Consider the following 25,048-nt stretch of genomic DNA (forward strand, 5'->3'; position numbering starts at 1 on the left):
TAGTTCTGAAGTAACGAACACGCCCCCTGCGGGGTGCGGCGGTTCATATCTTCATAGTGTTTCGGTGGTCATAGCGTTAGGGAAACGCCCGGTTACATTTCGAACCCGGAAGCTAAGCCTTTCAGCGCCGATGGTACTGCATGGGGGACCGTGTGGGAGAGTAGGACGCCGCCGAACAATTATTCAGCCTCAGGCCTGGGATATTTATCCCGGGCCTGAGGCTTTTTTGCGTTCCTGCAACGACGATTAATTTCCGCGGCGCGTTCGGCTGCTTCCCTTCCCCGGGAAGCAGCCGAACGCCCGAACAGCCGTACAGAACAAACGCTCTTACTTGCCCTCGCTCGCCGACCGCGCGAGCTCGACATCAAGAGACTCACGCCGAATGCGCTGGTCCATGTACAGCAGGGCTGTCATGCCGGCAGACACCGGCAGCGTAAGAGCCGAGCTGACCACCGCCGCAATACCGACCTCGATCAGCGACGCCCAATCGGTCGCATCGGCCACTGACTGCCCGCCGCCGCCGTGGATGAAGACGTCGAAGACGAGAACAATGGCCTGCGCCATCAAACCGACCAGCGCCGTGATCAGGATCGAGATGAGCTGGATGCCGAAGACGCGCCACCACGACCCGCGCACCAGCTTCGCCGACCGCTGCATCGCTGCCGCGACACCCTGCTTCTCCAGCATCAGCGCCGGCGCGGCGAGGCTGTACCGGATCCACAGCCAGGTGGCCACGACCATCGCCGCCAGCCCGCCCAGGGCCGTCAGCGACATTCCCGCCTGCTCCGCCCCCGCTGCCGCCACGAGGAGCCCCCAGACGATACCGGCAGCGAACACACCGATCAGCAGCATCGGCACCAGGACCATCAGGCCTGCCATCCGGCCCAGCTGCGGCCTTGCGCTCCGCCACGCCTCCCGGGCGGTGACCGGGCGGCCCAGCACTGCGCGGCTGACGATCACCGTCAGGAGGGCCGCCGCCGTGATGGAACCGATCAGGCTGAGCAGCCAGGCCACGCCGATCCCGCCCAAGCCGTTGCCTATGGCCCCGACCAGCTCCTGAGGGGTCTCCGGAGTTGCTCCGCCGAGCGGGTCGAGCTCGGGCGTCCCCTGGTCCCACAGCCGGTCGACCATCGTCGCCACGACCTGCGTGCCGACCGCGACCGTCAGCGAAATACCGAGGACAGCGCGCCAGTGGATGCGCATCGTGCGGACCGCGCCCTCCACGATCTCGCCGGCCTGCAGCGGGCGCAGCGGGATCACACCGGGCTGCGGCGCCTGCGGCCGTCCCCACTGCGGGCGCCCCGGCTGCTGCCGGCCCGCCTGTGGCCCCGGCTGCCCCGGCACTCCGCCCGCGCCCCCGTGGCCCGGTCCCGGGCCCGTCTGCGCGCGGGCTCTCTCGCCCGTGCCCCGGCGCTGCCGCGGCGGGCCCTGGGCGGAGGTCGACCAGTCACCCGGCGGCGGCTGTTCCTGTGCCCACTGTGCGGGGCGCCCCTCCTGAGCGGCCTCGGCGGCCTCGGCGGCCTTGTCGGTCTCTTCGGACGGGGAGGATCCGGGCGAGGTCCGGCCCGGAGAGTCAGTCATGTGCGTCTCGCTCCTTCTCGGTGCCCGCCCGTCCGCCGGTGCGGCGGCGAGCGGCTGCCAGTAATCGTGTCACGGGGTCTTCAACGTCCCGCGGGGCGCGGAGGCGCCCGGTGGGGCCCGTCAGCTCGTACGGGGGAGGAATCCGCAGGCAACCTTTCCCTGCCCGGGCGTCCGGGCCAGACTGGACAGATGGCTGATCAGTTCGCGGCATCCATGGCGTCCGTCGAGCCCGGCTCCGTTCCCTCGCTGAGATGGGAGGAGCGGCCGGAGGGGCCCGTGCTCGTGGTCCTGGACCAGCGGAGGCTTCCCGCGGAGGAGGTCGAGCTGGTGTGCACGGACGTACCGGCGCTGGTCGACGCGATCCGTACGCTCGCCGTGCGCGGAGCGCCGCTGCTGGGGATCGCCGGAGCGTACGGGGTGGCGCTGGCGGCCGTACGCGGCTTCGACGTCGCGGAATCCGCCGACCTGCTCGCCCACGCGCGCCCCACGGCCGTGAACCTCGCCTACGGGGTGCAGCGCGCCCGGGCGGCGTACGAGAAGGCCCTCGGCGAGCGGCTGGGCTCCGGGCATGCCGCCGCGGCCGGCCTTGCCGAGGCCCGCGCTCTGCACCGTGAGGACGCCGAGGCCAGCGCGCGGATGGCGGAGCACGGACTGGCCCTGCTGGCGGAGCTCGTGCCCGGCGGCGGCTTCCGGGTGCTCACGCACTGCAACACCGGGGCGCTGGTCTCCGGCGGCGAGGGCACGGCCTTCGCTGTCGCGGGGGCGGCGCACCGCGCGGGGCGGCTGAGACGCCTGTGGGTGGACGAGACGCGTCCGCTGCTGCAGGGGGCGCGGCTCACCGCGTACGAGGCGGCTCGCGCCGGTATGGCGTACACGCTGCTCACCGACAACGCGGCGGGGTCGCTGTTCGCCTCGGGGGAGGTGGACGCGGTGCTGATCGGTGCGGACCGGATAGCCGCCGACGGCTCCGTGGCGAACAAGGTGGGCAGCTATCCGCTGGCGGTGCTGGCCCGCTACCACCACGTGCCGTTCGTGGTCGTGGCCCCCGTGAGCACTGTGGACCTTTCGACGCCCGCGGGCTCGGAGATCGAGGTGGAGCAGCGCGCGGGGCACGAGGTGACGGAGTTTACGGTCGTGCCTCCGGGGGCAGGCGCGGAGCCGGGCACGGGCGTGCCGGTGGCCCCGCTGGGTGCGCAAGCGTACAACCCCGCGTTCGATGTCACACCGCCGGAGCTGGTGACCGCGATCGTCACGGAGAACGGCGTGGTGTCGCCGGTGACCCGGTCCGGCCTGGCGGAGCTCTGTGCCGGGCCGCAGCAGGTATCCGGGAGTGAGCCGGGCTGATCCGCACGTGTACTGTCCACCCCTGGCGACGAATGCGATCGGGGTCTCAGGTCAACGGGACACACCGGAGTGTGTCAGTCGCGCCAGGTGAGCTCCGTCACCCGGCTCTATGGACCGGATGCGAAAATGGGATGATGTCGATATGAAGGGACGCGTCCTTGTCGTCGACGACGACACCGCACTGGCCGAGATGCTCGGCATTGTGCTGCGTGGTGAGGGTTTCGAGCCGTCGTTCGTTGCGGACGGCGACAAGGCACTTGCTGCTTTTCGTGAGGTAAAGCCCGATCTCGTGCTGCTCGACCTGATGCTGCCCGGCCGGGACGGCATTGAGGTGTGCCGGCTCATCCGCGCCGAGTCCGGTGTGCCGATCGTGATGCTGACCGCGAAGAGCGACACGGTCGACGTGGTCGTCGGCCTGGAGTCGGGGGCGGATGACTACATCGTCAAGCCGTTCAAGCCGAAGGAGCTGGTGGCGCGGATCCGCGCCCGCCTGCGCCGGTCGGAGGAGCCCGCACCGGAGCAGCTGGGGATAGGTGACCTGGTCATCGACGTGGCCGGGCACTCGGTCAAGCGCGACGGTCACTCGATCGCGCTGACGCCGCTCGAGTTCGACCTGCTGGTCGCGCTCGCCCGCAAGCCGTGGCAGGTCTTCACCCGCGAGGTGCTCCTGGAGCAGGTCTGGGGCTACCGTCACGCGGCCGACACCCGCCTCGTCAACGTGCACGTGCAGCGGCTGCGCTCCAAGGTCGAGAAGGACCCGGAGCGGCCGGAGATCGTGGTGACCGTCCGTGGTGTGGGTTACAAGGCCGGGCCGAGCTGACATGTCGGGCAACGGTGCCGCCCCGGAGCGGGGCGTGGGGCGGCCCGTCGAGACGGCGGGCGGCATATCCCTCTTCCGGCGGTTGTGGCGGGCCGGGCAGATGCTGTCCGACGGCGCGGCCGCGGGGCCGGTCCACCCGCTGCTGAGGCTGTACGTGCGCTGGGTGCGGCGGCCGCTGCTGCCCGCGATGCGGCTGTGGCGGCGCAACATCCAGCTGCGCGTGGTCGCCACGACGCTGCTGATGTCGGTGGGCGTGGTGCTGCTGCTCGGCGTGGTCGTCATCGGGCAGGTCCGCAACGGCCTGCTGGAGGCCAAGCGGCACGCGTCGCTGAGCCAGGCCGAGGGCGGTTTCAAGGCCGCGCGGGACGCCGCCGACGCCGCGGGCGACACCCGCGGGCAGGACGCCCAGTCGGGCAGCCGCAGCGGCACCGATCCCGGTGCCTGGCTGACGGCGCAGGTGCAGCAGCTGTCCAGCGGCGGGCAGGGCGTCTACCACGTGGTGGCGCTCAGCTCCGGGGGCGGCGACCTCGCGTACGGCGATCCGGGCTACGGCGACGTGTCGTCCGCCGGCGCGCGCGGCCCGCGTGCCTCCGGTGACATCGACCCCGAGGCCAGCATCCCCGCCGACCTGCGGAAACAGCTGGACACCAAGACCGGGGCGCTGTGGAAGTCCGCGTCGGTCAAGCACAACTCCTCCGACGAGGGCGAGCCCGCGCTGGTCGTCGGCAAGCGCATGTACGACCCCAACGGCAAGGCGTACCAGCTGTACTACCTCTTCCCGTACACCCAGGAGGAGAAGTCGCTGGGCCTGGTCAGGGGCACGCTCGCGACCGCCGGGGTGTTCGTGGTCGTGCTGCTCGGGGCCATCGCCTGGCTCGTGGTGCGGCAGATCGTCACTCCCGTGCGGATGGCCGCCAGCATCTCCGAGCGGCTCGCGGCGGGCGTGCTGCAGGAACGTATGAAGGTCACGGGCGAGGACGACATCGCCCGTCTCGGTGAAGCCTTCAACAAGATGGCGCAGAACCTCCAGGTCAAGATCCAGCAGCTGGAGCAGCTGTCGCGGATGCAGCGCCGGTTCGTCTCGGACGTCTCGCACGAGCTGCGGACGCCGCTGACGACCGTCCGCATGGCCGCCGAGGTCATCCACGAGGCCCGTGAGGACTTCGACCCGGTCACCGCGCGCTCGGCGGAGCTGTTGTACGGGCAGGTCGACCGTTTCGAGTCGCTGCTGGCCGACCTGCTGGAGATCAGCCGTTTCGACGCGGGCGCCGCGGCCCTGGAGGCCGAGCCGGTCGACCTGCGGGACGTCGTGAACCGGGTGATCGAGGGTGCTTTGCCGCTTGCCGACCGCAAGGGCAGCCGGCTGCTGGTCCGGGGCGCGGAGCAGCCCGTGACGGCGGAGGCCGACTCGCGGCGCGTGGAGCGCGTGCTGCGCAACCTCGTGGTCAACGCCGTGGAGCACGGCGAGGGCCGGGACGTGATCGTCCGGCTGGCGACGGCCGGCGGCGCGGTCGCGGTCGCCGTACGGGACTACGGCGTGGGGCTCAAGCCCGGCGAGGCGACGCGCGTGTTCAACCGCTTCTGGCGTGCCGACCCCGCGCGCGCCCGCACCACCGGCGGTACGGGCCTGGGCCTGTCGATCGCCGTCGAGGACGCGCGCCTGCACGGCGGCTGGCTGCAGGCGTGGGGCGAGCCGGGCGGCGGCTCGCAGTTCCGGCTGACCCTGCCCGCCGCCGCGGGCGACACGCTGCGCGGATCGCCGATCCCGCTGGAGCCGGAGGACTCGCGGCGCAACCGCGGGCTGAACGACGCCGGGGTGCCGCTGGCCGTCACCGGCCGGTCCGGAGGCGTGCCGCCGCAGGGCAGCGGCCTGACGCCCGTACCGCCGCAGGCGAAGAACGTGCCCGCCGTGGACCCGGCGGCGCTGCCGGGCAGCGGCGCCCGCGTGGTTGCCCGGGCGGGCGGGCAGGGCCATGCGCAGGACGGTGGCAAGCCCGCGGCCGGTGCCGCGGAGGAACGTGCGGGAGAACGCGAAGGGCGGGCGCGTGGGCGCTGAACGCAATCGGCGCCGGCGGGCGCTCGGCTCGCGCCGGCGGACCGCCGGGTTCGGCGCGCTCGTCGTCAGCGGCGCGCTGCTGGCCGGGTGCGCCTCGATGCCCGACAGCGGTGAGGTGCGGCCGGTCGACTCGTCGCAGCGCGCCGATGCGGACTCGCAGGTGCGGGTCTACGGCGTGGCGCCGCACAAGGGCGAGCGCCCGCAGGAGCTGGTGACGGGCTTCCTGGAGGCCATCACCAGCGACGACCCGGACTACGGCACGGCCCGCATGTACCTGGCCAAGAGCAAGCAGCGGGAGTGGGACCCGGCCGGTGGTGACACGGTGGTGCTCGCGGAACCCCCGCAGGTGCACGTGGAGCGCGCCGACGACCGGGATCAGGACTACGTCGTCACCCTGATCGGCAAGCAGGTCGCCAGGATCGACCCCAAGCACGCCTACAAGCCGGAAGAGGCCACGTACAAGGAGCGGATCCACGTCGCGCGCGAGCGCGGCGAGTGGCGCATCGACGCGCTGCCGTCCGGGCTGGTGCTCGGCGTCGCCGACTTCCAGCGCATCTACCGCTCCGTCAACAAGTACTACTTCGCGGAGCTGGGCACGTCCGCCCCGGGCAAGGGCCGGGAGATCCTCGTCGCCGACCCCGTCTACCTCCGCAAGCGCATAGACCCCGTGACCTCCACGGTCAACGCCGTGCTGGACGGGCCGACCAACTGGCTGGACCCGGTGGCCGCGACGGCCTTCCCGACCGGCACCAAGGTCGTGGACCAGCGGCTCTCCGTGGACGACTCCAACGCCCTGAAGATCCGCCTCAACGGGAAGGCCGCGGGCACCAACCAGGAGCAGTGCCGGCGCATGGCCGCGCAGCTCCTCTACACCGTGCAGGACCAGTCGGCGAAGGTCTCCCAGGTGGTGCTGCAGCGGGAGAACGGCTCGCAGCTGTGCTCGCTGGCCCGGGAGGACGCGCGCAAGTACGCCCCCGACCAGGTCGCCGGCCGCGGCGCCGACCAGCAGTACTTCGTGGACGCGCAGCACCGGATGGTGAGCCTGGCCGACGGCGACGAGGAACCGCGCCGGGTGCCGGGGCCCTTCGGGTCCGACAACGCCCTGCAACTGCGCTCGGTCGCCGTGGACCGGAAGGAGCAGCGCGCCGCGGGCGTGGCGAACAACGGCCAGGCGCTGTACGTCACGGGCATGGAGGCCGGCGCGTCGCTGGGCGATCCGCGGGTGACCGCGCGCGGCGGCGTGAAGTCGGGTCTGACGGCTCCCAGTTGGGACGGCCTCGGTGATCTGTGGGTCGCCGACCAGGACCCGGACCGGCCGCGGCTGCTGCGGCTGCCGGGCGGCACGGGCAGCCCGGAGGAGGTCCAGGTGCCGCGGCTCGACGGGCGCATCACCGGGCTGCGGGTCGCGGCCGACGGGGTGCGGGTCGCGCTGCTGGTGACCAAGGGCGACCGTACGAGCCTGAAGCTGGGCCGGGTCGAGCGGCGCGTGAGCGCCGGGCGGCTGAGCCTGTCGGTGCAGGAACTGCGCTCCGTGGCGCCGCGGTTGGAGCAGGTCGACGCGGTGTCGTGGGCGGGCGGGAGCCGGCTGCTGGTCGCGGGGAACGAGCAGGGCGGGCTGCAGCAGCTGCAGTACGTCGACACGGACGGCTCGCTGTCGAACGCCTCCGCGCTGCCCGGGATCACGGGAGTGCGCGGCGTCGCGGCGTCGGAGAGTGCGGCCAAGGCGCCGGCGCTGGTGGCGGAGCGGGACGGCGGGATCGTCCGGCTGCTGCCGGACAGCAACTGGAAGCTGGTGACCAAGGAAGGCTCCGCGCCGGTCTATCCGGGGTAGCGGGCGGCCCGCGCCGGGGCGGCGCGGGCGCGGGCCGCCGGGGTGCGCCAGGGGTGTTCCGCGGGGCCGCGCCGAGAGTTTTCCACAGGGGTGGCGGGGTGCCGTCGCCGGCGGGACAGTGGATCTGTGCGCGGGTGGTGGCAGGAGATCGCCGGGCTGGTGCTTCCGGGCGAGTGCGCGGGGTGCGGGCGGCCGCGGTCCGTGCTGTGCGAGGTGTGCCGGGCGGCGCTCGGCGGGGGCGGCGCGTGGCGCGTCAGGCCGGATCCTGAGCCGGCCGGGCTGCCACCGGTCCACGCCGCCGCGCGGTACGAGGGCCCGGTGCGGTCGGCGCTGCTCGCACACAAGGAACGTGGGGCGCTGGGGCTGGCGGGGCCGCTGGGGGCCGCCCTGGCGGATGCGGTGCGCTCCGCGGCCAGTGGCCCGGGCGGTGGCCGGCGGGGCGGGGGAGGGGCCCTGGAGACCGGTGAAAGGCCCTTGCTGCTCGTTCCCGTCCCCTCCGCCCGCCGTGCCGTCGCCGCCCGGGGTCACGACGCCGGCCGGCGGCTCGCTCTCGGCGCCGCGCGGGCGCTTCGTGCGGGCGGGCTTCCGGTCGCCGTGGCGGCCGTGCTGCGGCAGTGCAGGATCGTCGCCGATCAGGCCGGGCTCGGCGCCCGGCAGCGCAGAGCGAATGTCGCCGGTGCACTAGGGGTACGTATGGGAACAGAGAGGCTGTTGATGCGCGAAGGGTCGGTGGTGCTGGTAGACGACCTGATGACCACCGGGGCCTCGCTGACCGAGGCGGCCCGTGCCGTCTCGCTCGCGGGCGGGCGCGTGCTGGGCGCCGCCGTCGTGGCCGCGTCCGGAGTTCCCCCGCTCTCGGCCGAAAAGAACCGGAACTGAAGGGCAATGTCATTCGTTGCTGATGGTAACGGCAGGGAAACACCTGAATGGAGGTACGCCCCGGTAGGGGCTACCGACAGGCGTCCGAGCGAGATATGTTCGGTTGTGAGGAATGGCAGGGGCTATGCCTCGCATTTCCGAATGGCGCGCTTTGCGCGCTTTCGCGGAAGCTTGAAGTCGATGGGGTGCAGACCTTGCCGATGGGGGAGGAGGAGGTGAAAACCGCCAAGTCGGTGGCTCCGGGTATCCCCGGAGTCTGATGCAAGAGGGATGCGCTCCGCACCTTCGGCGGGGCGATCCGGGAACGGAGTTCTGCGTGGACATCGTCGTCAAAGGCCGCAAGACCGAGGTGCCCGAGCGCTTCCGCAAGCACGTGGCCGAGAAGCTGAAGCTGGACAAGATCCAGAAGCTCGACGGCAAGGTGATCAGCCTCGACGTCGAGGTGTCCAAGGAGCCCAACCCCAGGCAGGCCGACCGCTCCGACCGGGTGGAGATCACGGTGCGTTCCCGTGGCCCGGTGATCCGCGCGGAGGCCGCAGCAACCGATCCGTACGTCGCACTGGACCTGGCCACCAGCAAGCTCGAAGCACGACTTCGCAAGGAGAACGACAAGCGCCACACCCGGCGGGGCAACGGCCGCATTCCCGCGAGCGATGTCGCATCGACCGTCATCGGCGCCGCCGAGCTCACCGACAGCGGTGAACTCGCCGCCGAGCAGGCGTCGGACGGAGTGCCGGTCACCCGCATGGGATCCCTGGAGATCCGGGGAGAAGGCCCCGTGGTGGTCCGCGAGAAGACCCACTCCGCAGCGCCCATGAGCCTCGACCAGGCGCTCTACGAAATGGAGCTGGTCGGGCACGACTTCTACCTGTTCGTCGACTCCGACACCAAGCAACCGAGTGTCGTCTACCGGCGGCACGCCTACGACTACGGCGTCATCCACCTCAATTCCGACCCGCTCTTCGAAGGAGAGCCCGGTGGTGCGGGCGGGGAGCTGGGCGGCTGAATCGGGAGGCCCCGGCCTCCCGCGTCCCACGCCGTAGTCCACCCGAAGCCAGGTGCCCTCGGAGCGCGCCCCCGCGCTCCCGGGGCACCGGCGTGCGACGGCAGGTACCCGGGGAACGCGCTGCCCGGCGTCCCGGCATGAAATCATGACCCCGGCAGCCAACCACCGGCACCGGGGAACCGGTTGGGCGGCACAGCACGCAGCACAGTGCAACCGCGAGGGGCTCTGGGCCTTCAGGGGTCTTCAGGGGGAGGAACAATGGCGGACAGGTTCGGGCCCGTACTCGAGCCCGGCGAGGACGACGACGAAGGCTCCTGCACGGACAGGGGCGTGGCGCGCGAGGAGCCCATCCGGGTCCTGGTCGTGGACGACCACGCGCTCTTCCGCCGGGGTCTGGAGATCGTCCTGGCCCAGGAGGAGGACATCCAGGTCGTCGGTGAGGCCGGGGACGGCGCGGAGGCCGTGGACAAGGCCGCGGATCTGCTGCCCGACATCGTGCTGATGGACGTCCGCATGCCCAAGCGCGGTGGCATCGAGGCCTGCACCTCCATCAAGGAGGTGGCCCCCAGCGCGAAGATCATCATGCTGACGATCAGCGATGAGGAGGCCGATCTCTACGACGCCATCAAGGCCGGGGCCACCGGCTATCTCCTCAAGGAGATCTCCACCGACGAGGTCGCGACGGCGATCCGGGCGGTGGCGGACGGGCAGTCGCAGATCAGCCCCTCGATGGCCTCCAAGCTCCTCACCGAGTTCAAGTCGATGATCCAGCGCACGGACGAGCGGCGGCTGGTGCCGGCGCCCCGGCTGACCGACCGTGAGCTGGAGGTCCTCAAGCTGGTGGCCACGGGGATGAACAACCGCGACATCGCCAAGGAGTTGTTCATCTCCGAGAACACCGTCAAGAACCACGTGCGGAACATCCTGGAGAAGCTGCAGCTGCACTCCAGGATGGAGGCGGTGGTGTACGCGATGCGGGAGAAGATCCTGGAGATCCGCTAGCCGCGGCCGCGGTCAGAAGCAGCGGCCGCAGCCGTAGCGGCAGCCGGAAGCAGCGGGCGGCCGCAGCCGTAGCGGTAGCCGGAGGCCGGTGGGGCCGGTCGGGTCAGGCCAGGGCCTTCACCAGCTCCGCCGCCAGCTTCGCGTCGTCGCAGCGCTCGATGCGTACGGCGTGGCAGCCCACCCACTCCGCCGCCTCCTGCAGGGCCCGGGCCATGGGCTCCACGGCCTTGGGCCCGTCGAGGGAGACCTGCCGGGCCACCAGGGTGCTGCCGTCGCGCGCCGGGTCCACGCGGCCCAGCAGCCGGCCTCCGGCCAGCAGGGGCATCGCGAAGTAGCCATGTATGCGTTTGGTCTTCGGCACGTACGCCTCCAGGCGGTGGGTGAAGCCGAAGATCCGCTCGGTGCGGGGGCGGTCCCACACCAGCGAGTCGAAGGGCGACAGCAGCGTCGTGCGGTGCCGGCCGCGCGGCGGCGTCGCCAGGGCCGCCGGGTCGGCCCAGGCGGGCTTGGACCAGCCCTCCACCTCGACCGGCACCAGGCCGGTCTCCTCGATGACGGCGTCCACCTGCTCGCCCTTGAGGCGGTGGTAGTCGGCGAGGTCAGCCCTCGTCGCCACGCCCATCGCGGCACCGGCCTGCGCTACCAGGCGCCGGGTGCACGCGGCGTCGTCCAGGTCGTCGTGGAAGAGGCCGTCCGGGACGGCGCGCTCGGCCAGGTCGTACACGCGCTTCCAGCCGCGCCGGCGGGTGCAGACCACCTCGCCGGTGTCCAGCAGCCACTCCACCGCGATCTTCGTCTCGGACCAGTCGTACCACTCGCCGCCGTTCTTGGCGCCGCCCAGCTCCGTGGCCGTCAGCGGGCCCTCGGCCTTCAGCCGGTCGCGGACGGCGGCGCACGAGCGCTCGGCGTCCTCCATCACGTGCCAGCGGTGGCCGCGGGCCTGGAAGGCCCGGCGCCGGAAGGCGAACAGCGGCCACTCCTCGACGGGCAGGATGCACGCGGCGTGCGACCAGTACTCGAAGGCGTGGTCCCCCGACCAGTAGGCCGCCTCGACCGTGCCCCGCCCGACGGCGCCCAGCCGTGCGTACGGCACCAGCTCGTGCGAGCGGGCGAGCACCGAGATCGTGTCCAGCTGGACGGCCCCCAGCCGGCGCAGCACGCCGCGCGTCCCCGCCCGCCGGTCCGGGGCGCCGAGCAGGCCCTGGGCGCGCAGGGCCAGCCGGCGGGCGTCATCGGCCGACAGGTGGTGCTCCGGCGTGCGGGCGCCGGGCTTACGGGCCTTGGCGGAGGCGGCAGTTGTCATGCCGATCACCTTAGGCGGGGGCACTGACAACGCCTCCGGAGCCGGTCAGCCGCGCCCGGGAAAGGGCAGGTAGGGGGCGGCGGAGGGCAGTCCGAGGTCGGAGGGGAGCAGGGAGCCGACCCACGCGTCGCGGCGCGTGCCCGCGTGAGCGATCTTCGATCGCAGGGTGCCCTCCATCGTGAAGCCGGCCTTGAGGGCCACGGCGCGGGAGCCCTCGTTGCCGGCCTCCGCGTACCACTCCAGGCGTTCGACGCCGAGGCGCCCGAAGGCCCACCGGGCCGCCTCGCGGGCGGCTTCGGCGGTGTACCCGCGGCCGCGCTGCTCCTTGGCGGTCCAGTAGCCGAGCTCGGCCTGGTGTTCGCGGGAGGGCTGCGGGAGCCGCGCCAGGCTCATGGAGCCCGTCAGCCGGCCCTCCTCACGGGTGAATACGCCCCACGTGTAGACGGTGTCGTCGCGCCATCCGGCCGGGCAGGTCTCGCCGATGAAGGCCCGGGCGTCCTTAGGGGTGTAGGGAGAGGGCACGCTCGTGTACCGCGGGATGTCCGGGTCCTGGCAGGCGGCGTGCAGCGCGGCCGCGTCCGAGGTGGTGAAGGGGCGCAGCAGCAGGCGCTCGGTGGTGAGGCTCGTGGGCTCCATGGGCGGAGTGTAGGAACCCGGGCGGGGCACCTCCGGGACGGTTCGCTCGTTCCATGGACGGGTGACACCGCGGGTGACACCCGGCCCGGGTGATGACGGACCTCCCGGCGCGGCGGGGTCCTCGCTTACGATGGCCGTTGCGGCGGGGACTGTCCCGTCGTGCCCGCGTACCCGCCCCCTGCCCACGGCGGGGGAGAACCGGTGCCAGGCCCGACCGGCAAGGAGCTAGCCTACGTGTCCGTCTTCGGCAAGATCATGCGTGCAGGAGAAGGCAAGATCCTGCGCAAGCTGCACCGCATCGCGGACCAGGTCAATTCCATCGAAGAGGACTTCCTCAACCTCTCCGACGCCGAGCTGCGCGCCCTGACCGACGAGTACAAGCAGCGCTATGCCGACGGTGAGAGCCTGGACGACCTGCTCCCCGAGGCGTTCGCGACCGTCCGCGAGGCGGCCAAGCGCGTCCTCGGCCAGCGTCACTACGACGTCCAGCTCATGGGCGGTGCCGCCCTGCACCTGGGGTACGTGGCCGAGATGAAGACCGGTGAGGGCAAGACCCTCGTCGGCACCCTCCCGGCGTATCTGAACGCCCTCTCGGGCGAGGGCGTCCACCTGATCACCGTCAACGACTACCTGGCCGAGCGCGACTCCGAGCTGATGGGCCGGGTGCACAAGTTCCTGGGCCTGACCGTCGGCTGCATCCTGGCGAACATGACGCCGGCGCAGCGCCGCGAGCAGTACGGCTGCGACATCACGTACGGCACGAACAACGAGTTCGGCTTCGACTACCTGCGCGACAACATGGCGTGGTCGCAGGACGAGCTGGTCCAGCGCGGGCACAACTTCGCCGTGGTCGACGAGGTCGACTCGATCCTCGTCGACGAGGCTCGTACGCCGCTCATCATCTCGGGCCCGGCCGACCAGGCCACCAAGTGGTACGGCGACTTCGCCAAGCTGGTCACCCGCCTGACGAAGGGCGAGCCGGCCAACCCGCAGAAGGGCGTCGAGGAGACCGGCGACTACGAGGTCGACGAGAAGAAGCGCACGGTCGCCATCCACGAGGCCGGCGTGAGCAAGGTCGAGGACTGGCTGGGCATCGACAACCTCTACGAGTCGGTCAACACCCCCCTCGTCGGCTATCTGAACAACGCCATCAAGGCGAAGGAACTGTTCAAGAAGGACAAGGACTACGTCGTCATGGACGGCGAAGTCATGATCGTCGACGAGCACACGGGCCGTATCCTCGCCGGCCGCCGGTACAACGAGGGCATGCACCAGGCCATCGAGGCGAAGGAGGGGGTGGACATCAAGGACGAGAACCAGACGCTCGCCACGATCACCCTCCAGAACTTCTTCCGCCTCTACAACAAGCTGTCCGGCATGACCGGTACGGCCATGACCGAGGCCGCCGAGTTCCACCAGATCTACAAGCTCGGCGTGGTGCCGATCCCGACCAACCGGCCGATGGTCCGCAAGGACCAGTCCGACCTCATCTACCGCACCGAGGTCGCCAAGTTCGACGCCGTGGTCAAGGACATCGCCGAGAAGCACGAGAAGGGGCAGCCGATCCTGGTCGGCACCACTTCCGTGGAGAAGTCCGAGTACCTCTCGCAGCAGCTCGCCAAGCGCGGCATCCAGCACGAGGTCCTCAACGCCAAGCACCACGAGCGCGAGGCCTCGATCGTCGCGCAGGCCGGCCGCAAGGGCGCCGTCACCGTCGCCACGAACATGGCCGGCCGCGGTACGGACATCAAGCTGGGCGGAAACCCGGACGACCTCGCCGAGGCGGAGCTGCGCCAGAGGGGTCTCGACCCGGTGGAGCACGTCGAGGAGTGGGCGGCCGCGCTGCCCGGCGCCCTGGAGCGGGCCGAGGCCGCGGTCAAGGCCGAGTTCGAGGAGGTCAAGGACCTCGGCGGCCTGTACGTGCTCGGCACGGAGCGCCACGAGTCGCGCCGCATCGACAACCAGCTCCGCGGCCGTTCCGGCCGTCAGGGCGACCCGGGCGAGTCCCGCTTCTACCTGTCGCTGGGCGACGACCTGATGCGTCTGTTCAAGGCCCAGATGGTCGAGCGCGTGATGGCCATGGCCAACGTTCCCGACGACGTGCCGATCGAGAACAAGATGGTCACCCGGGCCATCGCCTCGGCGCAGTCGCAGGTCGAGCAGCAGAACTTCGAGACGCGTAAGAACGTCCTGAAGTACGACGAGGTGCTCAACCGCCAGCGCGAGGTCATCTACGGCGAGCGCCGCCGCGTCCTGGAGGGCGAGGATCTGCAGGAGCAGATCCAGCACTTCATGAACGACACCATCGACGACTACATCCGCCAGGAGACCGTCGAGGGCTTCGCCGAGGAGTGGGACCTGGAGCGGCTGTGGGGCGCCTTCAAGCAGCTCTACCCCGTGAAGGTCACCATCGACGAGCTGGAGGAGGCGGCGGGCGACCGCGCGGGCATCACGGCCGAGTTCATCGCCGAGTCCATCAAGGACGACATCAACGAGCAGTACGCGGCGCGCGAGGAACAGCTGGGCTCCGACATCATGCGCGAGCTGGAGCGGCGCGTGGTCCTGTCGGTGCTCGACCGCAAGTGGCGCGAGCACCTCTACGAGATGGACTACCTCCAGGAGGGCATCGGCCTGCGGGCCATGGCCCAGAAGGACCCGCTGGTGGAGTACCAGCGCGAGGGCTTCGACATGTTCCAGGCCATGATGGAGGGCATCAAGGAGGAGTCCGTCGGCTACCTGTTCAACCTGGAGGTCCAGGTCGACCAGCAGCTGGAGGAGGTGCCGGTCGAGGAGACCGCGCCGTCCCTGGACAAGGTGCAGGACACCATCCCCGCCGCCCGTCCCGAGATCCGCGCGAAGGGCCTCGCGCAGCCGCAGCGGCCGGACCGGCTGCACTTCTCCGCGCCGACGGTGGACGGTGCGGGCGGCACGATCGAGACGGACTACGCGAGCGACGACACGGGCGAGTTCCGCTCCGCCGCGGACGGCATGACCCGCGCCGAGCGCCGCAAGGCGCAGAAGAACAGCGGTGGGCGGCGCCGTAAGAAGTAAACCCGTTGTAGGGAGTAAACCCGTTCGCGGGTAGCGGGGCGGGGCGGGCCTCCCGGGTGATCCGGGGGTCCCGCCCCGCCTCGCCGCATGTCAGCGGTGGGTGCCGCCGAGTTCGACGGCCGAGCAGCGCCACCGCTGGTCGGTGCAGTGCTCCAGGCGGAAGGCGAGGGCGAGCAGCCGGTCCCCCGCCGCGATCCTGGCGAAGGCCTCGATGACGCCGGGGGAGGGCCGGAACTCGTCGCAGTGCCGGACGGCGGGGCTGCGGCCCGGCGGGGCGGGTCGCAGGGGCGCGTAGGGGGCCAGGACGGCCAGCTGGTCGTACGCGGCGCCCAGGGTGTGGCCGAGCATCCAGTGGACGGGTCGCTGGCCGCTGAGGGTGAGCAGGAGCCGTTCGGCGAACCAGTAGCGGGGGAGGCGCTCGCGCTCGCGGCGGCGCGCGGCGGCGGGGGCCGCGTGGGGCCGCCGGGCGTCGGTGCGCCGCGGGGGCGCGGTTCCCGCGCCGGGCCTGGTCGTGCGGGCGGCCGTCCTGCCGCCGGTGGGCCTGGTGCCTGCCGTCCTGCTGCCGGTGGTCCTGCTGCCGGTGGTCCTGTTCATGCTGATCGCCCCCTGTGCCGCCCGGCCCGGTGGATTACCGGGCAGTAGCTTTCGGTGGTGATCTTCTATCGAGGGACCGGAAGGCCATCAAGGACGGCGGACCGCGCCGTCCGGCCCATCGGCGTTTCACCTATTCGGGGGACCGGCGGGGAGTGCGGGGCGGCCGGGCGGCACGCGTCGTGACGCGAGGCGCCGCAGAGCCGCCCGCAGGCGCCTCACCTGCACTTCGAAGGGGGACCCTCGCCCGTATGCTGATCCCGCAGTCGAAAAGTCCCCGGAATCGAAGGAAAGCGGCGGTCATGCGCGTCTACGTCCCCTTGACCCTCCCCGGTCTCGCCGAGGCGCACAAGGCGGGAGCGCTGGGCCCGGCCCCGCTGGACGCCTATGCCGTCACCCCCGCCCTGCGCGAGTGGTACCGCTCCGACGACGCCGAGGAGCTGGAGTACGCGGCCCTGGGCCGCGCCGCCGAGGGGTCGCTGCGCATGCTCGCCGCCGACCCGGAGGCGCCGCGCCGCCGCGTGGTCGTCGCCGTCGACGTGCCCGAGGGCGCCGTGGCCACCGGCCCCGAGCGCGGGCCGGACCAGGCCGCGTACGGCGAGGTGCGGCTCTCCGCGGCCGTGCCGCTGTCGAAGGCCGCCGCCGTGCACGTCGACGCCGGCGACGCCGAGGAGGACGTCGCGGCGGCCGCCGCCGCGCTGGGCGCCGCGGACCGCGGCGACGACGACGCGCGGTTCACCGTCGACGGGGCCGAGGACCACGACCTGATGTGGTTCGGCGTGCAGGAGATCCCCAACCTGCTCCAGTAGCCGGCAAGCTGCAGGTCAGGGATTTGCCGGAGGCTTTGTCACAGGGGCCCCGTACAGTTTTCGCATGGGGAAGCACGAGGCGCGTGGGGCTCATATCGTCTGGGACTGGAACGGCACGCTGTTCCACGACATCGACGCGGTCATGGCGGCGACGAACGCCGCCTTCGCCGAGACAGGCCTGGAGCCGATCACCCTGGAGCAGTACCGCGAGCTGTACTGCGTGCCCATCCCGCGCTTCTACGAGCGGTTGATGGGCCGGCTGCCCACCGACGCCGAGTGGGAGCACATGGACCGGGTCTTCCAGCGGCACTACCACGATCACCACCTGCGCTGCGGCCTCGCGGAGGGCGCGGAGACGCTGCTGGAGCGCTGGCAGGACGGCGGCGGCACCCAGTCGATCATGTCGATGTACGGGCACGAGGACCTGCTGCCGCTCGTGCGCACCTTCGGCATCGAGCGCAGGTTCGTCCGGGTCGACGGCCGCACGGGCCCCTCGGGCGGCAGCAAGGCCGAGCACATGGCGCGCCACCTCGCCGGTCTGGAGGGCATACCCGCCGTGCGCACGGTCGTCATCGGCGACGCGCTCGACGACGCGGTGGCGGCGGCCCACGTGGGGGCGCACGCCGTGCTGTACACCGGAGGTTCACACGACCGGGCGGGTCTCGTCGGGGCCGGTGTGCCCGTCGTGGACACGCTGATGGAGGCCGTCGCCGAGGCGGAGCGCCTCGTCGGCTGACCGCGCTGTGCAGAGTGTCAAAGTTCGGGCCCGGGTTTTGTACACAAACGGCTCATGACGGCTCCCCCGGGAAGAGCGATAGCCTTACCAGGTGATCAGCGCGATATCCAGCAGGGGCGACGGCGCCCCTGTCCTGCGCCCGGAGTGCCACGGCACCCGGGGAGCCGCTGTTCGCTCGGGCGGGGCGCGTCCCGTGAAGATGGCCACTCCTTCCATGAAGTTGGCCACGAACGCCCCTGTCACCCCTCATTCCGGCATACCGTCGAAGACGACCGGAGACCCCGCGTCGCGACGTGATGCCTTCACCACCTATGTCACGCAACGGCGCGCGACAGGAGCCAGAGGACATGCAGACCAAGCTGGACGAAGCCAAGGCAGAGCTGCTGGAGAGGGCGGCCCGCGTCGCTGAGAACAGCCCGGCCGGGGGGCAGCAACCGAATGGGCCGAAGAGCGAGGCGGGGCTCGACCCGGAGACCCTGACCGCGTACCTCCAGCGCTACTACCTGCACACCGCGCCGGAGGACCTGGCCGGTCGCGACCCGGTCGACGTCTTCGGCGCGGCCGTCTCCCACTACCGCCTCGCCGAGAACCGCCCGCAGGGCACGGCCAACGTCCGGGTGCACACCCCGACGGTCGAGGAGAACGGCTGGACGTGCAGCCACTCCGTCGTCGAGGTCGTCACCGACGACATGCCCTTCCTGGTCGACTCGGTCACCAATGAGCTCTCCCGCCAGGGCCGCGGCATCCACGTCGTGATCCACCCGCAGATGGTCGTGCGGCGTGACGTCACCGGCCGCCTGCTCGAGGTCCTCGGCTCCAGCTGCGACGCCCACGGCGCCGGCAAGGACGCCGTCCTGCCGCACGACGCCGTCACCGAGTCCTGGATCCACGTCGAGATCGACCGCGAGACCGACCGCGGCGACCTCAAGCAGATCGCCGCCGACCTGGTGCGCGTCCTCTCCGACGTCCGCGAGGCCGTCGAGGACTGGTCCAAGATGCGCGACGCCGCCCTGCGCATCGCCGACGCCCTGCCCGAGGAGCCCGCCCCGGCGGACGTCCCCGGCTCGGAGACCACCGAGGCCCGCGAGCTGCTGCGCTGGCTGGCCGCCGACCACTTCACCTTCCTCGGCTACCGCGAGTACGAGCTGACGAAGATCTCCACCGACGGCGGCGAGGAGGACGTGCTCAGCGCCGTCCCCGGCACCGGCCTCGGCATCCTGCGCTCCGACCCCTCGCACCACGACGAGGACCACCACGGCCCGCACTCGCACCTCCCGCGCCCGGCGTCCCCGTCGTTCAACCGGCTGCCCGCCGACGCCCGCGCCAAGGCCCGCGAGCACAGGCGGCTGGTCCTCACCAAGGCCAACAGCCGCGCCACGGTCCACCGGCCCTCCTACCTCGACTACGTGGGCGTCAAGAAGTTCGACGCCGACGGCAACGTCACCGGCGAGCGCCGCTTCCTCGGCCTGTTCTCCTCGGCCGCGTACACCGAGTCCGTGCGCCGCGTGCCGGTGATCCGCCGCAAGGTCCAGCAGGTCCTCGCCGACGCCGGCTTCACGCCCGACAGCCACGACGGCCGCGACCTGCTCCAGATCCTGGAGACCTACCCGCGCGACGAGCTCTTCCAGATCTCCGCCGACCAGCTGCGCTCCATCGCCACCAGCGTGCTCTACCTGCAGGAGCGCCGCCGGCTGCGGCTGTACCTGCGCCAGGAGGAGTACGGGCGCTACTACTCGGCGCTGGTCTACCTCCCGCGCGACCGCTACACCACCGGCGTGCGGCTGCGCCTGATCGACATCCTCAAGGAGGAGCTCGGCGGCACCAGCGTCGACTTCACCGCCTGGAACACCGAGTCGGTCCTCTCCCGGCTGCACTTCGTCATCCGCGTCGCACCGGGCGCCACCCTGCCCGACCTCACCGACGCCGACGCCGACCGCATCGAGGCACGCCTCGTCGAGGCCGCCCGCTCCTGGGCGGACGGCTTCGCCGAGACGCTGACCGCCGAGGTCGGCGAGGAGCGCGCCGCCGAGCTGCTGCGCCGCTACGGCCAGGCCTTCCCCGAGGGCTACAAGGCCGACCACAACCCCCGCGCCGCCGTCGCCGACCTCGGTCACCTGGAGAAGCTGACCACCGCCGGCGGCGACCGCGACTTCGAGCTCAGCCTCTACGAGCCGGTCGGCGCGGCCCCCGGCGAGCGCCGCTTCAAGATCTACCGCACGGGCGAGCCGGTCTCCCTCTCCGCCGTCCTGCCGGTGCTCCAGCGCCTCGGCGTCGAGGTCGTCGACGAGCGCCCGTACGAGCTGCGCTGCTCGGACCGCACCACCGCCTGGATCTACGACTTCGGGCTGCGCATGCCCGAGCGGATCGAGGGCGACGACGCCCGCGCCCGCTTCCAGGAGGCCTTCGCGGCCGTGTGGACCGGCGCCGCGGAGAACGACAACTTCAACAACCTGGTGCTGCGGGCCGGTCTCGACTGGCGGCAGGCCATGGTGCTCCGCGCCTACGCCAAGTACTTGCGGCAGGCCGCCTGGCCGTTCAGCCAGGCGTACATGGAGGACACCCTCAGCAACAACGTCCACACCACCCGCCTGCTGGTCAACCTCTTCGAGGCCCGGATGTCGCCCGCGCTCCAGCGCGCCGGCAACGAGCTCATCGACGGCCTGATGGAGGAGCTGGACGGCGCCCTGGACCAGGTCGCGAGCCTGGACGAGGACCGCATCCTGCGGGCCTTCCTCACGGTCATCAAGGCCACGCTGCGCACCAACCACTTCCAGCGCGACGCGGACGGCCGGCCGCGCCCGTACCTGTCCGTCAAGCTCGACCCGCAGGCCATCCCCGAGCTGCCGGCGCCCCGCCCGGCCTTCGAGATCTGGGTGTACTCGCCGCGCGTCGAGGGCGTGCACCTGCGCTTCGGCAAGGTCGCCCGAGGCGGCCTGCGCTGGTCCGACCGCCGCGAGGACTTCCGCACGGAGATCCTCGGCCTGGTCAAGGCCCAGATGGTGAAGAACACCGTCATCGTGCCGGTGGGCGCCAAGGGCGGCTTCGTCGGCAAGCGCCTGCCCGACCCGTCCGTGGACCGTGACGCGTGGCTGGCCGAGGGCATCGCCTCGTACAAGACGTTCATCTCCGGTCTCCTCGACATCACCGACAACATGGTCGGCGGCGAGGTCGTGCCCCCGAAGGACGTCGTCCGCCACGACGAGGACGACACCTACCTCGTCGTCGCCGCCGACAAGGGCACCGCGACGTTCTCGGACATCGCCAACGAGGTCGCCCAGTCCTACGGCTTCTGGCTCGGCGACGCCTTCGCCTCCGGCGGCTCGGCCGGCTACGACCACAAGGGCATGGGCATCACCGCCCGCGGTGCCTGGGAGTCGGTCAAGCGCCACTTCGGCGAGCTGGGCCACAACACCCAGACCGAGGACTTCACGGTCGTCGGCGTCGGCGACATGTCCGGTGACGTCTTCGGCAACGGCATGCTGCTCTCCGAGCACATCCGCCTGGTCGCCGCCTTCGACCACCGGCACATCTTCCTCGACCCCACGCCGGACGCGGCCGTCTCGTACGCCGAGCGCCGCCGCCTGTTCGAGCTGCCCCGCTCGTCCTGGGCCGACTACAACAAGGAGCTGCTGTCCGCGGGCGGCGGCATCCACCCGCGCAGCGCCAAGTCGATCCCGGTCAACGCGCACGTGCGGGCGGCCCTCGGCATCGAGGCGGGCGTCACCAAGATGACCCCCGCCGAGCTGATGAAGGCCATCCTGCGCTCGCCGGTCGACCTGCTGTGGAACGGCGGCATCGGCACGTACGTGAAGGCCTCCACCGAGTCCCACGCGGACGTCGGCGACAAGGCCAACGACGCGATCCGCGTCGACGGCCAGGACCTGCGCGTCAAGGTCGTCGGCGAGGGCGGCAACCTGGGCCTGACCCAGCTCGGCCGGATCGAGTTCGCCTCGGCCGGCGGCCGGATCAACACCGACGCGATCGACAACAGCGCCGGTGTGGACACCTCCGACCACGAGGTGAACATCAAGATCCTGCTCAACGCGCTCGTCATCGACGGCGACATGACCGTCAAGCAGCGCAACAAGCTCCTCGCCGAGATGACCGACGAGGTCGGCGAGCTCGTCCTGCGCAACAACTACGCGCAGAACGTGGCCCTGGCCAACGCCGTGGCGCAGGCCCCCAGCCTGCTCCACGCCCACCAGCGGATCATGCGCCGGCTCGGCCGGGACGGTCACCTGGACCGGGCCCTGGAGTTCCTGCCCACCGACCGGCAGATCCGTGAGCGGCTCTCCGCGGGCCGCGGCCTGACCCAGCCGGAGCTGGCCGTCCTCCTCGCCTACATCAAGATCACCGCGGCCGAGGAGCTGCTCGCCACCGGGCTGCCCGACGACCCGTACCTGGAGCGGCTGCTGCACGCGTACTTCCCGCAGCCGCTGACCACCGGCTACCTCGAGCAGGTCGACGGGCACGCGCTGCGCCGGGAGATCATCACGACCGTCCTGGTCAACGACACGGTCAACAGCGGCGGCTCCACCTTCCTGCACCGTCTGCGGGAGGAGACCGGCGCCTCGCTGGAGGAGATCGTCCGGGCGCAGGCCGCCGCCCGCGCCATCTTCGAGCTGGGTTCCGTGTGGGACGCCGTCGAGGGCCTGGACAACGTGGTCGCGGCCGACGTGCAGACGCAGATCAGGCTGCACTCGCGGCGCCTGGTCGAGCGCGGCACCCGCTGGCTGCTCAACAACCGGCCGCAGCCGCTGGAGCTGGCCGGGACGATCGAGTTCTTCCACGACGGTGTGGCCAAGGTCTGGGACGAGCTGCCCAAGCTGCTCAAGGGCGCCGACGTGGAGTGGTGGCAGTCCATCCACGACGAGCTGGTGGCGGCCGGGGTGCCGGACGAGCTGGCCGTGCGCGTGGCGGGCTTCTCCTCCGTCTTCCCGGCGCTGGACGTCGTCGCGGTCGCCGACCGCGCCGGCAAGGATCCGCTGGACGTGGCCGAGGTCTACTACGACCTCGCCGACCGGCTGCACATCACCCAGCTGATGGACCGGATCATCGAGCTGCCGCGGGCCGACCGCTGGCAGTCCATGGCCCGCGCCTCCATCCGCGAGGACCTCTACGCGGCGCACGCCGCGCTCACCGCGGACATCCTCTCGGTGGGCAACGGCTCCTCGACGCCGGAGCAGCGCTTCGCCTCCTGGGAGGAGAAGAACGCGGCGATCCTCGGCCGGGCGCGCACCACGCTCGACGAGATCCGCGGGTCGGACGCCTTCGACCTGGCGAACCTGTCGGTCGCCATGCGGACGATGCGCACGCTGCTGCGGACGCACTCCTGACGGCGCGCGGGTACTGCGCCGGTGGGAAATCAGCGGGGGAAATGACGCACCGCTGACGCCGGAGTGAACAAGGGACGGCCCCGGGGACAAATCCCCCGGGGCCGTCCTTTTGGCGTGCTATGAGGGACGGATGAAGGCCGTTTCCCGGTTGACGTCCGGCCCCTCGGGCCCCGCGTCCCCCTCCTCAGCAGCCCTTTCCGCCTCCGCTCCGGCCGTCGCCGGGAGGCCCGCCGCCAAGGCCCCCGACCGGCCGGGCCCACCGGCGTACGCCCGGTACCAGGCCGCCCGGGCGGTGGCCCTCTACCTGGTGGTGGCGGCCGTCGGCTTCACGGTCATGCTGCTGGTCAGCCGGCACTTCGGGCGGGCGCCGGAGGCGGTGCTGCGCCGCTGGGACAGCGGCCACTACCTGCACATCGCGCAGCACGGCTATCCCGGGGAGATCCCGTACGGCCCGGACGGCGAGCCCAAGTTCAGCAGGCTGGCGTTCTTCCCGCTGGTGCCCGCGCTGATCCGGGCGGTGCGCCTGGTGACGGGGCTGCCCGTGGTCTGGGCCGGGGTGGTGGTGTCGTGGACGGCGGCGTCCGTGGCGGCGGCGGGGGTGTTCCGGCTGGTGCGGGCGGTCGGCGGGCGGCCGGGCGCCGGGTACGCGTGCGTGGCGCTGTGGGCGTGCTCGCCGTACGCGTTCGCGCTGTGGGTGCCCTACTCGGAGGCCGTCTTCAGCGCGGCGCTGATCTGGACGCTGTCGGCCGTGCTGGAGCGCCGCTGGCTGCCCGCGGCGGCGCTGTGCGCCCTGGCGGGGGCGGTGCGGCCGTCCGCGTCGGTGGTGGTGGGCACGGTGGGGCTGGCGGCCGGGTGGGAGCTGGTGCAGCAGCGGGGCTCCCGGCGCGCCTGGCGCGCCTGGGTGGCCCTGCTGACGGCCCCGCTGGGGATAGTCGCGAGCTGGCTGTTCCTGGGGAGCAAGGTGGGGCGCGTCGACGGCTGGTTCGAGGCCGAGCGCGCCTGGGGGCAGTCGTTCGACTTCGGTGCGGGGACGGCGCACGTGCTGAAGGACATGCTGCTGTACCGGCACGCCGGGCGGGTGGCCGACCTGCGGACCGCCGCGGTGATCGCGGTGCTGGTGCTGGGCGCGGTCGGGGTGTGGGCGCTGGCCAGGGACCGGCGGGTGCCGTGGCCGCTGGTGGCGACGGTCGCGCTGGCGTGGGTGCTGATAGTGGGAACGCCTGGTTCGCCGCTGTCCAAGCCACGCTTCATGCTGCCGTTCCTGCCGGTTCTGCTGCTGTTGGCGGCGAGGCCGCTCGCGCGTGCTCCGCTTGGGGTGCGGGTGTGTCTCTACGGTGGAGGTGCGGTGGTCTCGGGGTGGTACGCGGCGGGGTTGCTCGTGCTGTTCGAGGGCTCGCCGTGATCCGTGGGGCCGCCGGTGTCGTCCGTGGAGCCTGTGTCGCCCGTGTGGCCTGTGTCGCCCGTGGTGCCGGTGCCGCCTGCGTGGCCGGTGCCGGCCGGGAGCAGCGCCCTGAACACCCACGCCCGGTAGGACCAGAAGCGGAAGAGCGTGGCGGCGCCGATGCCCAGGAACTTGAAGAGGTTGTTCTGGAACGGGGTGTTCCAGCCGAAGGTGTACGTGGCCGCGTAGAGCACCCCGTTCTCGATGACCAGCCCGACGGCGCTGAACGCGGCGAAGAGGGCGACCTGGCGGCTGCGCCGGCTCCTGTCGCGGTCGCGGTAGGCGAAGTGGCGCAGCCCCAGGTAGTTGAAGGCGATGGCGACCACGGTGGCGATCACGCTGCAGCGCACGACGGGCAGCCCGGTGACCGTGCGGCAGAGGTTGAAGACCGCGAGGTTGACGACGATGCCGAGGCCGCCCACGGTGCCGAACTTGGCGAACTCCCGGCCGAGGGCCGCGAGCCCCGGTACCGCCGCTGGTCGCAAGGATCGCAGGGGTCGCAAGGGCCTCTCCCATTACGGTCGTCCCGGTATGGCCGCCACGCAAAGCAGACATTTGTCGCAGAGGACTGATTGTAGTGTAAATTGCCGCAAAAACTGACACAGTGCGATGACGACGGCGAGGAC

The 25,048-nt window shown here is 71.6% G+C and carries 17 protein-coding genes and 1 rRNA gene; 13 read left to right on the top strand and 5 right to left on the bottom strand.

Features of this window, described 5'->3' with window-relative positions; all coding sequences use genetic code 11:
- Nucleotides 1-60: 60 nt before the first annotated feature.
- A 5S ribosomal RNA gene (gene rrf / locus IF61_RS0127550) occupies nucleotides 61-177 on the top strand.
- 150 nt (nucleotides 178-327) lie between these two features.
- On the opposite strand, the gene IF61_RS0127555 is transcribed toward rrf, so the two are convergent.
- Nucleotides 328-1,581, bottom strand: a complete 1,254-nt coding sequence (locus IF61_RS0127555) for a DUF7847 domain-containing protein (protein WP_043191025.1) — start codon at nucleotides 1,579-1,581, stop codon at nucleotides 328-330.
- A 189-nt stretch (nucleotides 1,582-1,770) separates the two neighbouring features.
- Here IF61_RS0127555 and mtnA point away from each other — a divergent pair, with 189 nt between their 5' ends.
- The 7 genes from mtnA (at nucleotide 1,771) to IF61_RS0127590 (ending at nucleotide 10,519) form a co-directional block, all read left to right on the top strand.
- Nucleotides 1,771-2,925, top strand: coding sequence for an S-methyl-5-thioribose-1-phosphate isomerase (gene mtnA, locus IF61_RS0127560; RefSeq protein ID WP_030369240.1), 1,155 nt, complete (start codon nucleotides 1,771-1,773; stop codon nucleotides 2,923-2,925).
- Nucleotides 2,926-3,067: 142 nt separating this feature from the next.
- A complete protein-coding gene (mtrA, locus tag IF61_RS0127565; protein WP_030369241.1) occupies nucleotides 3,068-3,745 on the top strand; it encodes a two-component system response regulator MtrA in 678 nt (225 codons plus the stop codon).
- A gap of 1 nt (nucleotide 3,746) precedes the next feature.
- Nucleotides 3,747-5,801: an MtrAB system histidine kinase MtrB gene (mtrB, locus tag IF61_RS0127570; protein WP_078660549.1), complete on the top strand. Its 2,055-nt coding sequence runs from the start codon at nucleotides 3,747-3,749 to the stop codon at nucleotides 5,799-5,801.
- Complete coding sequence (locus IF61_RS0127575; protein ID WP_030369243.1) at nucleotides 5,791-7,632, top strand: LpqB family beta-propeller domain-containing protein; 1,842 nt, start codon at nucleotides 5,791-5,793, stop codon at nucleotides 7,630-7,632. The genes mtrB and IF61_RS0127575 overlap by 11 nt, the downstream gene beginning before the upstream one ends.
- A gap of 126 nt (nucleotides 7,633-7,758) precedes the next feature.
- On the top strand, nucleotides 7,759-8,511 hold the full coding sequence (locus IF61_RS35540; RefSeq protein ID WP_030369244.1) for a ComF family protein: 753 nt from the start codon (nucleotides 7,759-7,761) through the stop codon (nucleotides 8,509-8,511).
- A gap of 316 nt (nucleotides 8,512-8,827) precedes the next feature.
- Entirely contained in the window at nucleotides 8,828-9,517 is a 690-nt protein-coding gene (gene hpf / locus IF61_RS0127585; RefSeq protein WP_030369245.1) for a ribosome hibernation-promoting factor, HPF/YfiA family, read from the top strand.
- A gap of 258 nt (nucleotides 9,518-9,775) precedes the next feature.
- A complete protein-coding gene (locus IF61_RS0127590; RefSeq protein WP_030369246.1) occupies nucleotides 9,776-10,519 on the top strand; it encodes a response regulator in 744 nt (247 codons plus the stop codon).
- A gap of 103 nt (nucleotides 10,520-10,622) precedes the next feature.
- On the opposite strand, the gene IF61_RS0127595 is transcribed toward IF61_RS0127590, so the two are convergent.
- Entirely contained in the window at nucleotides 10,623-11,822 is a 1,200-nt protein-coding gene (locus tag IF61_RS0127595) for a winged helix-turn-helix domain-containing protein (protein ID WP_052393114.1), read from the bottom strand.
- Nucleotides 11,823-11,867: 45 nt separating this feature from the next.
- Nucleotides 11,868-12,458 (bottom strand): GNAT family N-acetyltransferase, encoded by a 591-nt coding sequence (locus IF61_RS0127600; RefSeq protein WP_030369248.1) that lies wholly within the window; start codon nucleotides 12,456-12,458, stop codon nucleotides 11,868-11,870.
- A 234-nt stretch (nucleotides 12,459-12,692) separates the two neighbouring features.
- Here IF61_RS0127600 and secA point away from each other — a divergent pair, with 234 nt between their 5' ends.
- On the top strand, nucleotides 12,693-15,509 hold the full coding sequence (secA, locus tag IF61_RS0127605; protein WP_030369249.1) for a preprotein translocase subunit SecA: 2,817 nt from the start codon (nucleotides 12,693-12,695) through the stop codon (nucleotides 15,507-15,509).
- Between the two features lie 90 nt (nucleotides 15,510-15,599).
- Here the strand turns inward: secA and IF61_RS36395 are convergent, their stop codons facing one another.
- Nucleotides 15,600-16,103 carry an Rv3235 family protein gene (locus IF61_RS36395; protein ID WP_043191028.1) on the bottom strand — a complete coding sequence of 168 codons (504 nt, stop codon included), beginning with the start codon at nucleotides 16,101-16,103 and terminating at the stop codon, nucleotides 15,600-15,602.
- 299 nt (nucleotides 16,104-16,402) lie between these two features.
- Between IF61_RS36395 and IF61_RS0127615 the strand changes: the two genes are divergently transcribed.
- The 4 genes from IF61_RS0127615 to IF61_RS36650 all read left to right on the top strand — a co-directional run bounded on the left by IF61_RS0127615 (nucleotide 16,403) and on the right by IF61_RS36650 (nucleotide 24,383).
- Complete coding sequence (locus IF61_RS0127615) at nucleotides 16,403-16,909, top strand: DUF6912 family protein (protein ID WP_030369251.1); 507 nt, start codon at nucleotides 16,403-16,405, stop codon at nucleotides 16,907-16,909.
- Between the two features lie 64 nt (nucleotides 16,910-16,973).
- Nucleotides 16,974-17,645, top strand: a complete 672-nt coding sequence (locus IF61_RS0127620) for an HAD family hydrolase (protein WP_030369252.1) — start codon at nucleotides 16,974-16,976, stop codon at nucleotides 17,643-17,645.
- Between the two features lie 347 nt (nucleotides 17,646-17,992).
- Nucleotides 17,993-22,981, top strand: coding sequence for an NAD-glutamate dehydrogenase (locus IF61_RS0127625; protein ID WP_030369253.1), 4,989 nt, complete (start codon nucleotides 17,993-17,995; stop codon nucleotides 22,979-22,981).
- A 130-nt stretch (nucleotides 22,982-23,111) separates the two neighbouring features.
- Nucleotides 23,112-24,383: a DUF2079 domain-containing protein gene (locus IF61_RS36650; protein ID WP_052393110.1), complete on the top strand. Its 1,272-nt coding sequence runs from the start codon at nucleotides 23,112-23,114 to the stop codon at nucleotides 24,381-24,383.
- Here IF61_RS36650 and IF61_RS0127635 read toward each other — a convergent pair.
- Nucleotides 24,311-24,907: a GtrA family protein gene (locus IF61_RS0127635; RefSeq protein WP_030369255.1), complete on the bottom strand. Its 597-nt coding sequence runs from the start codon at nucleotides 24,905-24,907 to the stop codon at nucleotides 24,311-24,313. The genes IF61_RS36650 and IF61_RS0127635 overlap by 73 nt on opposite strands.
- Between the last annotated feature and the right edge of the window lie 141 nt (nucleotides 24,908-25,048).

This window comes from Streptomyces roseoverticillatus, from assembly GCF_000719265.1.
In the GTDB taxonomy this organism is placed as follows: domain Bacteria; phylum Actinomycetota; class Actinomycetes; order Streptomycetales; family Streptomycetaceae; genus Streptomyces; species Streptomyces roseoverticillatus.

Coding starts and splice junctions, on each gene's coding strand:
- IF61_RS36650 (WP_052393110.1), top strand. CDS start 23,112: ATGAAGGCCGTTTCCCGGTTGACGTCCGGCCCCTCGGGCCCCGCGTCC.
- IF61_RS0127555 (WP_043191025.1), bottom strand. CDS start 1,581: ATGACTGACTCTCCGGGCCGGACCTCGCCCGGATCCTCCCCGTCCGAA.
- IF61_RS0127595 (WP_052393114.1), bottom strand. CDS start 11,822: ATGACAACTGCCGCCTCCGCCAAGGCCCGTAAGCCCGGCGCCCGCACG.
- IF61_RS36395 (WP_043191028.1), bottom strand. CDS start 16,103: ATGAACAGGACCACCGGCAGCAGGACCACCGGCAGCAGGACGGCAGGC.
- IF61_RS0127615 (WP_030369251.1), top strand. CDS start 16,403: ATGCGCGTCTACGTCCCCTTGACCCTCCCCGGTCTCGCCGAGGCGCAC.
- IF61_RS0127590 (WP_030369246.1), top strand. CDS start 9,776: ATGGCGGACAGGTTCGGGCCCGTACTCGAGCCCGGCGAGGACGACGAC.
- mtrB (WP_078660549.1), top strand. CDS start 3,747: ATGTCGGGCAACGGTGCCGCCCCGGAGCGGGGCGTGGGGCGGCCCGTC.
- IF61_RS0127600 (WP_030369248.1), bottom strand. CDS start 12,458: ATGGAGCCCACGAGCCTCACCACCGAGCGCCTGCTGCTGCGCCCCTTC.
- IF61_RS0127620 (WP_030369252.1), top strand. CDS start 16,974: ATGGGGAAGCACGAGGCGCGTGGGGCTCATATCGTCTGGGACTGGAAC.
- mtnA (WP_030369240.1), top strand. CDS start 1,771: ATGGCTGATCAGTTCGCGGCATCCATGGCGTCCGTCGAGCCCGGCTCC.
- IF61_RS0127625 (WP_030369253.1), top strand. CDS start 17,993: ATGCAGACCAAGCTGGACGAAGCCAAGGCAGAGCTGCTGGAGAGGGCG.
- mtrA (WP_030369241.1), top strand. CDS start 3,068: ATGAAGGGACGCGTCCTTGTCGTCGACGACGACACCGCACTGGCCGAG.